This is a genomic window from Streptomyces sp. NPDC056948 (assembly GCF_042674225.1).
Taxonomy (GTDB): Bacteria; Actinomycetota; Actinomycetes; order Streptomycetales; family Streptomycetaceae; genus Streptomyces; species Streptomyces purpurascens.
The window spans coordinates 1-1522 of sequence record NZ_JBHUQX010000798.1; the positions used below are offsets into that span (position 1 = coordinate 1).

General features: G+C 72.7%; 2 protein-coding genes. Both read left to right on the forward strand.

Annotated features, from left to right (window positions below; translation table 11 throughout):
- A partial coding sequence (locus ACFTZL_RS44800) for a DUF3152 domain-containing protein (protein WP_382596367.1) occupies positions 1-1322 on the forward strand: 1322 nt, incomplete at its 5' end.
- 68 nt (positions 1323-1390) lie between these two features.
- Positions 1391-1483: an Ms4533A family Cys-rich leader peptide gene (locus ACFTZL_RS44805; protein WP_310851085.1), complete on the forward strand. Its 93-nt coding sequence runs from the start codon at positions 1391-1393 to the stop codon at positions 1481-1483.
- The last annotated feature ends 39 nt before the right edge of the window (positions 1484-1522 follow it).

Sequence of the window (1522 nt, forward strand, 5' to 3'; positions counted from 1 at the left end):
GCGCCGGGCAGGGCGGCTGGCCGCCGCCCGGCGCGGGCCCTCGCCGTACGCCGGGGCCGCGGCCGGCACCGGGTTCCGGGCCGGCACCGGGCTCCGGCACGCCGCCGTACGGGACGCCTCAGCTGCCGAACGGATGGAGTCCGGACGGCATCCCCGGGCGCGGCGTTCCGCGGCTGCCCGACGGCACCCCCGCGCACGGCTTCCCCCATGCTCGGGGAGGCCACCCCGAGCAGCGGGAACCCGGGGGCGGCTGGGGTGAGTTGAGGGAGACCGACCGGGGCCCCGCTCCCATACCGCGGCAGCGGCGGGCATCCGTGCCCGGGCCGCGGCAGGAGTACGTCGACGCCTTCGGCGAAGGGGACGACCTTTTCGCACCCCGTACGGCCGCCTCCGCGCACGCGGCGGACGCCTACGCCTCCGTCACGGACTGGAGCGCGGGCACTCCGGCCGACACCTCCTTCGACGACCAGGACCACGACGGCGAAGCGGAGCCCACCGGCGCGCCCGCGCCGGTCAAGGGCGGCAAGGGCCGTACCTTCACCGGCATCGCGGCCGCCGCCGTCACCACCGTGCTGGCCGTGGTCGTCGCCGGCCAGGTCGCCGACGACCAGGGCGGTGCCGACGTGCAGTCGCAGTCCGCCACCGACCAGGCCCGCGACCTCCGGGGCTCCGCGCCCCACGGGGGCGGGCAGACCCCGGCCCCGGACTCGGACGCGAAGCCGCTCACGTACGACGAGAAGATGGCCAGGACGTACCCGCTCGGCGCCAAGGCCAAGGGCTCGGGCAAGTTCGAGGCCGTTCCCGGAATCGCGAAGGCGCCCGGTGCGGGGCAGAAGCACACCTACCGCGTGGACGTGGAGCAGGGGCTCGGGCTGGACGGCGAGCTCTTCGCCGAGGCCGTGCAGAAGACGCTCAACGACCAGCGGAGCTGGGCCCACAACGGCGCGAACACCTTCGAGCGCGTCTACTCCGGCACACCCGACTTCGTGATCACTCTCGCCAGCCCCGGCACGACCGCCGACTGGTGTGCCAAGTCCGGCCTGGACACCACCGTGGACAACGTCTCGTGCGACTCGGCCGCGACCGAGCGCGTGATGATCAACGCCTACCGGTGGGCGCAGGGCTCGCCGACGTACGGTGACAAGATCCACGCCTACCGGCAGATGCTGATCAACCACGAGGTCGGGCACCGGCTCGGCTACAACCACGTCACCTGCGACAAGGACGGCGACCTCGCCCCGGTCATGCAGCAGCAGACCAAGTTCCTCAACCATGACGGCATTCGCTGCCGTGCCAACCCCTGGGCCTACCCCGGGAATTGACAGGCATCACAGGGGCCGGCCCGCACCGCGCGTTGACATGCGCAGAAAAGTCGTACATATTTCTGCGCATGTCGCCCCGTCCCGCCTCCGTTCGCGCCGCCATCGAGCTGGCGCTCATCGGCGTGACCCCGCTCTGCGTGGCCGACATTCACTGTTGCTGACGCCCGCCCCAGGCGCGCGTCGCGAAAACCCATGCTCTC